Consider the following 6678-nt stretch of genomic DNA (forward strand, 5'->3'; position numbering starts at 1 on the left):
CAACTTATAATGGATATGAAAAGATAAGGAGACGTTAAAAGATGGATAAAATGTTTTGTTTTCAATGCGAACAGACGGCAGGTTCTACAGGATGTACGAAAGGCGGTGTTTGCGGCAAATCTGCAGAAGTTGCAAACTTGCAGGACGAGCTTACAAGCTCATTGATTAAGCTTGCTAATGTAGCTGATAAATCTGAAGAAAATACGGAGATATTGATTGACGGATTATTTACTACAATTACAAACGTAAATTTTGACGGACAATCAATACAGGAACTAACAAACAAAAATATTGAAAAGTTCGGCTATAAAGAATTTGATATTCAATCGGTATGGGATTGCAGTGAAGATGTCAGAAGCCTTAAATCGCTTATTCTGTTTGGGCTGAAAGGTATTGCTGCATATGCTCATCATGCAAGAATTTTGGGATATAAAAGCGATAGCGTGGATGATTTCTTCTACGAAGCTTTAAGGTCAATTTCCAAAGATTTAAGCATAGAAGCATTGTTAGGTCTTGTTTTAAAGACAGGTAAAATCAATCTTGAATGTATGGAACTTTTGGATAAAGCAAACACGGAAACTTACGGTAATCCGGTTCCGACAAAAGTTACGACTAATATTGAAAAAGGACCTTTTATAGTTGTAACAGGGCATGATTTGCATGATTTGGCACTTTTGCTTGAGCAGTCAAAGGACAAGGGTGTAAATATCTATACCCATGGTGAAATGCTCCCTTGCCATGCTTATCCTGAGTTGAAAAAATATTCTCACCTAAAGGGTAATTTCGGTACTGCCTGGCAAAATCAGCAGAAAGAATTTGATAACCTTCCTGCGGCAATTTTGTTTACGACTAACTGCATAATGCCCGTAAGAGACAGTTATAAAGACAGGGTATTTACCACTTCTGTTGTTCAGTATCCGCAATGTACCCATATAGGTGCTGATAGGGACTTTAGCGCTGTTATTAATAAGGCGCTTGAGCTTGGCGGATACAGCGAAGATAAAAAAATGACCGGTATCAATGGTGGAGATGTATTGACTGTAGGGTTTGGACACAATACCGTACTATCGGTTGCCGATAAAGTAATAGATGCAGTTAAAGCAGGTGCATTGAAACATATATTCCTGGTCGGCGGCTGCGACGGCGCAAAACCGGGCAGAAATTACTACACCGATTTCGTAAAACAAACGCCGGCGGATACTTTTGTATTGACTTTAGCTTGCGGTAAGTTCAGGTTTAACGACCTTGATTTAGGTGATATCGGCGGGATACCAAGGCTGCTTGATATGGGACAATGCAACGATGCTTACAGTGCAATTAAAGTTGCAGTTGAACTCGCAAAAGCATTCAATTGCGGCGTGAATGAGCTGCCGTTATCGCTTGTATTGTCATGGTATGAGCAAAAGGCTGTTTGTATCTTGCTTACATTGCTTTATTTGGGTATTGAAGATATAAGGCTTGGACCTACGCTTCCTGCGTTTGTATCGCCGAATGTTTTAAATATTCTTGTAGAAAAGTTTAAAATTAAACCTATTTCAACTCCCCACGAAGACTTGAAAGCTATCCTAGGTTAATGCGGGGGGACTTATTCCCCCCTTTCTCTTAAGAAAGGAGATGTATTATGACAAATTTTGCAAAACAAATTATCAACCTTAAAACATCAATTGAAGTTCAGAAAAATTCAATTGTAAGTAAAACAATTACGACAAACTCTAATAGTTCTTTAACATTATTTGCATTTGATGCAGGGCAGTCTATCGCTGCTCATACTGCACCTGTAGATGCTGTTGTTCAGGTAGTGGAAGGCGATGTCAGGATAGTTATTTCAGGCGAAGAGTTTATTTTAAAAGAAGGCGAAATAATCCTGATGCCAAAACATGAACCGCATGAGCTTTTAGCTTTAAGCCCTTTTAAAATGGCGCTTTTTAAGGTATAAAGTATTATCTTAGAGGATAAACAACATAAAAATTCTACTTTGCAGTATAAGCATAATAGTTGTATAATTTCTCAATAAAAGCAAACGTGAGAATGGTAATAGAAGCAATGAAAAATATTATCAAGAGTATTATTATTTTGTTTTTTATTTTTTATAGTCTGTTTTTTGTGGCAGGAAGTACTCTATCCCCCGTTTTTGCTTATTTGAAGTTATATGATTATTCCGCGTTTTTAACCGGATTATATATGAGTGCCTGTCATCAGCAGCCTGACAGATCTTTTTGGATATTAGGCTATCCTTTAGCGTTATGTTGCAGATGTTATGGTTTTTATATAGGCGTTGTACTATCCGCTTTTCTTTCATTATGGAAGAACTTTCATCTCAATGTTCGTTCGTTTTATATTATGTTTGTGGTTGCGGCTATAGACATAGTTCTAAATTTTATGTTAAAAATAAATACAGGCAACAGTATAAGATTTTTAGTCGGGATAATAATGGGCTTTTTATTTATTGCCGTTGTTAATTATTTATTTGAGTATAAAAAGGAGTGGAAGAATGCAAGTTAAAAAGTTTATTTCAAGTTTCTTAGTTGTTTCGTTTTTATCTTTACTGGCGGCGCCTATATCTGCAGAAGCCCCAAAAACAAGTAATCAGAATTTATATGATTTCTTAAAAAACACTGAAAATATTACTGCATCTTATACTTATCCTTCTATGAAGTTATCTTCTGCAACATCAGGATAGGTAAAACTTCCCGGTCATACCCCGATTCTGATTAGAAATAATCAAACCATTACAACCAAAGATGTTGTTGATGGAACAACAGTTGATTTTTCGGTGTTATCGGATGTAAAATCACCGGAAGGATACGTAGTAATTTCTGCAGGGTCTAATGTAGCTGCAACAATTGAATTTTCGAGTTCTAAAGGAATGATTGGCAAATCGGGTACTGTTACAATAACTGATTTTCATACCAGAGCTATAGATGGAACTTATGTTCCTCTTTCATCATCTATATAAGCCAAACCTGAAGATAAAATGGTAATTTCGGTAGTATTAAGCGTTTTAATTTGTCCCTTATTTCTGTTGATGAAAGGTGATGATGCACAGGTACCTGCAGGCATAACAAAAACTGCATATACCGTTTCTGACGTGTATGTTAAAGTAAATAAACAATAGTCTTAAGCTCTTTTGAAATGGCGCTCTTTAAAGTTTAGAAAAGAACAGGTTATCAGGCTTTCAATATTATTATATTTGGGTTATGATTACCTGGAATAGCTTAGTGAGAGAGTACGATATATGCTTGATACAATATTAATTCCAATTATTGCTTGGATAGAAGAAGTTATTACACAGATGGGACCGCTTGGTATAGTGCTATTGATGGCAATTGAGTCTTGTAACATCCCTCTTCCGAGTGAGGCTATTTTACCTTTTGCCGGATACTTGGTTTCAAAAGGCGTTATGAGCATCCATATGGCGGCATTTGCGGGTGCTATAGGCTGTGTTGTAGGTTCTATTCCTTCGTATTATTTGGGGTATTTTGGTGGAAGACCTTTTATTGAGAAACATGGCAAATGGTTTTTAATAAGCAAAAAAGATATTGAAACAGCCGATAAATGGGCTGAAAAATGGGGAGAAATGGCTTTTTTCATTTGCAGAATGCTGCCTGTGGTAAGGACATTTATTTCTTTGCCCGCAGGGATTTTGAAGGTAAATCTTCCGCTTTTCCTTTTCTATACGTTTTTAGGTTCTTTGATTTGGAGTTATTTCCTTGTTTATGTCGGGATTAAGTTTGGTGAAAATATTGAGGCTTTCAAGGCTATATGGCACCAGTTTGATATTTTGATTGTTTTGATATGCGCCATTATTTTTGGAATATATTTGTATCACCACATTAAACACTTAAAAGAATCATAAAAAATTACTTTAAAAATTTCGATACAAACGGTGATGTTTCGCCTATGCGCATAAAATGCCCGGAAGGTCCTTCCCCTGTCATTTCAGAAAACCACGCTTCATGCTCCAATTCTTCGTTCAGGATTGCCTGAGATAAATCATAAGTACGATGGTCTTTTCCTGCTGTAAGATTACAAATATGATTATAGTTATAAACAGCGCATATCTCTGCTTCCAGCAGTACCTTAAGAATGGATTCGGTATTTGGGTTTTCAGGCAGCGAAGCAGGCGGGCAGGCTGAAATATTATGAAATTCAACCATTGAATCAGGCAGTTTGCCGCCAAGCTCATAAATTCTGGGTACCAGCGCCTCAAAGTGGTTTTTGTCTTCAAGCCTTGCGGTCTCTGTAATTTCTTTTAAACTTTCGGCTTCAACTCCCGTAAGGTTTGCTCTTAAGATTGTATAGTAATAGTACGTTGTTAATTCTGCCGCCGCATTTTTTACAAGCAGCTGTACCAGATTATCAACGTCGATGCCTGCCTTTTTAATTATTTCTATAGAGGTTTTAGACATAATATTCTCCCTGTTTAATTGCATAGAGTATATTAAACGGGTTTTAGAAAATTTTCATTCGCTAAATGATTATAAGCGCTAAGGTATTAACTTTCTTTTGAAAGCAAAGCGGCGTCCTTATAAATCAATTCAGGTAGGTTTTCCCTGTGGTTTTTTATCATCCATCCGAAATTGATATTTTTGTTATATTGATTGCCTGTATTGGTAACTTTCATTCTATTTCCTCGGTTATATAATAACCGCTGAAAAATTTTTTGCTACCGGATACAATTAATTTTTTTAAAAAATTTATGATTTGCCGTTCCACTCATTGAAGAACTCTTCAAGATAGTTTTGCATAAATTCGTGTCTTTTTTGGGCAATGTTTTTGGCGCTTTGTGTATTCATTCGTTCCGAGAGCAAAAGCAATTTTTCATAAAAATGGTTGACGGTAGTACCTTTTGCATTTTTGTATTCCTCGTAGCTGCTGTGCAGGTTGGGTTTTATCTCGGGATTGTACATTTCTTGCTCTGCAAAAGCTCCGTATGCAAAAGACCTTGCTATGCCGATAGCCCCTATTGCATCAAGCCTGTCTGAATCTTGGACAATTTCACCCTCTATTGTTTTCATGGGAGTTTTGACATTTGCACCTTTAAACGATAGTGTTGCAATAATATCACTCACATGTTGTGCTGTTTTCTCATCAACCGATATAGACATCAAAAAATCTTTTGCGATTTTTGGTCCTACAGAATCATCGCCGTTGTTGAATTTCCAGTCTGAAATATCATGCAAAAGAGCAGCAAGCTCTACGGTTAGAACATCGGCAGATTCTTCTGATTTAAGGATGTGTTTTGCATTTTGCCAAACTCGATATGCGTGCCACCAATCATGCCCGGTAGCTTCGCCGCAGAGTTTATTTTTAACAAACTCTGCTGTTTTCCCTATAAAAATCTGTTCGTTTTCGTTTATGCAGTTAGTTGTCATTTAGCCGCCTTTGCTTATTTTACTTTAATCTTAATATATCGGGCAATTCCCTTTATGGGATATTTACAAGTATAATATAAAAAAGGAAATCAATTGAAAAAACTACAAATAAAAAGAATTTATGAAAATCCGTCTTCTTCTGATGGCATTAGAATTTTAGTTGACAGATTATGGCCAAGAGGTGTAAGAAAAGAAGACGCTCATCTGGACTATTGGTTTAAAGATATAGCACCAAGTCCGCAATTGCGTACCTGGTTCGGACATAAGCCCGAACGCTTTCAAGAATTTTCAAAAGATTATATTAATGAATTAAAATACAGCAAAACAACCATTGAACAAATTAAAGATATGCTAAAGAATGAAAATGTGACTTTGGTTTATGCAGCGAAAGACCCTAAAATTAATCATGCAGTTATCCTTGAAAATGTTATAAAAAATAGTTGAACATTGATATATGCAGAGGTACAGGCACATTGTAAATTCGCCTAAATGAATCTAACCATCTGCATTCGTCAAACTATGCAATCAAAAATTTCTTTTGTCGTTTAGGATGACGTAAAAGATGATAAATTAAAGCAAAATGGAGAGCATAGTTTTACCAGCCAAACTCTCTTCGGGCAAGGATTTTATTCCTTCACTCATGTTGTATTTATTTGAAAGAGTTTCCCTGATAACTGCCATTTTACCGGGAATTTTTCAACTTTTACAAGGAATACATATAATTGTAGCTGATTTAGTACAGGCTTGACGAGCCTTTTTAGCCAAATTCCCTAAATTATTGAACAGGGAATTATCAGATAATATTTAGGATATAATTATAAAAAAAGGAGATAGTATTTTGTCATTAAAGGGTGGTTCAGCAGATAAATCAGGGAATAATTACGAAACATATTGGACTACAAATGTTCTTTGCAATATGTTATTAAATTATCCTGATAATTCATCGATTTATTTTGAAAAGCCAGGTGAAATCAATGACGGCTTTGAGTTTGTTGTTCAAACGGACAAAAAACTGCAATATTTTCAAATAAAAAAATATCAAAAAAATTGGACAATTGTGACATTATGTAGTGATGGAATAATGAAAAATTTCATAAAAAAATCGCAACTAGCAACAGTGCTAGTTGCGTATTCTTATCGTATTCAAGTTCACCTATTCAAGAATTAATTGAACGTTGTCAAGCCCCCAATTTTTGTACCAAGTTAGAAGTTAGTATTTTAGGGGCAGGTGGCTGATAGTTCAAAGAGCTATGAGGTCTTATGTGATTGTATTCTTGCCTGTAATTCTCCACCATTATTTCAG

Annotated in this window: 12 protein-coding genes; 7 read left to right on the plus strand and 5 right to left on the minus strand. The window is 35.8% G+C overall.

Features of this window, described 5'->3' with window-relative positions; all coding sequences use genetic code 11:
* The first annotated feature begins 41 nt into the window (after nucleotides 1–41).
* From hcp to PHX18_02545, 4 genes are all read left to right on the plus strand, one after another.
* Nucleotides 42–1574, plus strand: coding sequence for a hydroxylamine reductase (gene hcp, locus PHX18_02530; protein ID MDD3593482.1), 1533 nt, complete (start codon nucleotides 42–44; stop codon nucleotides 1572–1574).
* Between the two features lie 47 nt (nucleotides 1575–1621).
* On the plus strand, nucleotides 1622–1936 hold the full coding sequence (locus PHX18_02535) for a cupin domain-containing protein (protein MDD3593483.1): 315 nt from the start codon (nucleotides 1622–1624) through the stop codon (nucleotides 1934–1936).
* Nucleotides 1937–2028: 92 nt separating this feature from the next.
* A complete protein-coding gene (locus tag PHX18_02540; protein ID MDD3593484.1) occupies nucleotides 2029–2502 on the plus strand; it encodes a DUF2085 domain-containing protein in 474 nt (157 codons plus the stop codon).
* The gene (locus PHX18_02545; GenBank protein ID MDD3593485.1) at nucleotides 2492–2680 is read left to right on the plus strand and encodes a hypothetical protein; all 189 of its coding nucleotides are present in this window, start codon (nucleotides 2492–2494) and stop codon (nucleotides 2678–2680) included. The genes PHX18_02540 and PHX18_02545 overlap by 11 nt, the downstream gene beginning before the upstream one ends.
* A 41-nt stretch (nucleotides 2681–2721) precedes the next feature.
* On the opposite strand, the gene PHX18_02550 is transcribed toward PHX18_02545, so the two are convergent.
* Together PHX18_02550 and PHX18_02555 are read right to left on the minus strand one after the other, a co-directional pair.
* Nucleotides 2722–2877 carry a hypothetical protein gene (locus tag PHX18_02550; GenBank protein MDD3593486.1) on the minus strand — a complete coding sequence of 52 codons (156 nt, stop codon included), beginning with the start codon at nucleotides 2875–2877 and terminating at the stop codon, nucleotides 2722–2724.
* Between the two features lie 51 nt (nucleotides 2878–2928).
* Nucleotides 2929–3060, minus strand: coding sequence for a hypothetical protein (locus tag PHX18_02555; protein MDD3593487.1), 132 nt, complete (start codon nucleotides 3058–3060; stop codon nucleotides 2929–2931).
* 175 nt (nucleotides 3061–3235) lie between these two features.
* Here PHX18_02555 and PHX18_02560 point away from each other — a divergent pair, with 175 nt between their 5' ends.
* Nucleotides 3236–3856 carry a DedA family protein gene (locus tag PHX18_02560; protein MDD3593488.1) on the plus strand — a complete coding sequence of 207 codons (621 nt, stop codon included), beginning with the start codon at nucleotides 3236–3238 and terminating at the stop codon, nucleotides 3854–3856.
* 4 nt (nucleotides 3857–3860) lie between these two features.
* Here the strand turns inward: PHX18_02560 and dps are convergent, their stop codons facing one another.
* The 3 genes from dps to PHX18_02575 form a co-directional block, all read right to left on the minus strand.
* Entirely contained in the window at nucleotides 3861–4409 is a 549-nt protein-coding gene (gene dps, locus PHX18_02565) for a DNA protection during starvation protein (protein MDD3593489.1), read from the minus strand.
* Nucleotides 4410–4495: 86 nt separating this feature from the next.
* The gene (locus tag PHX18_02570) at nucleotides 4496–4624 is read right to left on the minus strand and encodes a hypothetical protein (protein ID MDD3593490.1); all 129 of its coding nucleotides are present in this window, start codon (nucleotides 4622–4624) and stop codon (nucleotides 4496–4498) included.
* 73 nt (nucleotides 4625–4697) lie between these two features.
* Nucleotides 4698–5375, minus strand: a complete 678-nt coding sequence (locus PHX18_02575; GenBank protein ID MDD3593491.1) for an HD domain-containing protein — start codon at nucleotides 5373–5375, stop codon at nucleotides 4698–4700.
* A 93-nt stretch (nucleotides 5376–5468) separates the two neighbouring features.
* Here PHX18_02575 and PHX18_02580 point away from each other — a divergent pair, with 93 nt between their 5' ends.
* Entirely contained in the window at nucleotides 5469–5819 is a 351-nt protein-coding gene (locus PHX18_02580; protein ID MDD3593492.1) for a DUF488 domain-containing protein, read from the plus strand.
* Between the two features lie 394 nt (nucleotides 5820–6213).
* Nucleotides 6214–6543 (plus strand): dsDNA nuclease domain-containing protein, encoded by a 330-nt coding sequence (locus tag PHX18_02585; protein MDD3593493.1) that lies wholly within the window; start codon nucleotides 6214–6216, stop codon nucleotides 6541–6543.
* Nucleotides 6544–6678: the final 135 nt, after the last annotated feature.

It is taken from the genome of Candidatus Gastranaerophilales bacterium, assembly GCA_028696075.1.
Lineage (GTDB): Bacteria > Cyanobacteriota > Vampirovibrionia > Gastranaerophilales > JAILCC01 > JAQVHS01.

What these genes read in the sequence shown, in the direction of transcription:
- hcp (MDD3593482.1), top strand. Translation starts at nt 42, where the DNA reads ATGGATAAAATGTTTTGTTTTCAATGCGAACAGACGGCAGGTTCTACA.
- PHX18_02535 (MDD3593483.1), top strand. Translation starts at nt 1,622, where the DNA reads ATGACAAATTTTGCAAAACAAATTATCAACCTTAAAACATCAATTGAA.
- PHX18_02540 (MDD3593484.1), top strand. Translation starts at nt 2,029, where the DNA reads ATGGTAATAGAAGCAATGAAAAATATTATCAAGAGTATTATTATTTTG.
- PHX18_02545 (MDD3593485.1), top strand. Translation starts at nt 2,492, where the DNA reads ATGCAAGTTAAAAAGTTTATTTCAAGTTTCTTAGTTGTTTCGTTTTTA.
- PHX18_02555 (MDD3593487.1), bottom strand. Translation starts at nt 3,060, where the DNA reads ATGCCTGCAGGTACCTGTGCATCATCACCTTTCATCAACAGAAATAAG.
- PHX18_02560 (MDD3593488.1), top strand. Translation starts at nt 3,236, where the DNA reads ATGCTTGATACAATATTAATTCCAATTATTGCTTGGATAGAAGAAGTT.
- dps (MDD3593489.1), bottom strand. Translation starts at nt 4,409, where the DNA reads ATGTCTAAAACCTCTATAGAAATAATTAAAAAGGCAGGCATCGACGTT.
- PHX18_02570 (MDD3593490.1), bottom strand. Translation starts at nt 4,624, where the DNA reads ATGAAAGTTACCAATACAGGCAATCAATATAACAAAAATATCAATTTC.
- PHX18_02575 (MDD3593491.1), bottom strand. Translation starts at nt 5,375, where the DNA reads ATGACAACTAACTGCATAAACGAAAACGAACAGATTTTTATAGGGAAA.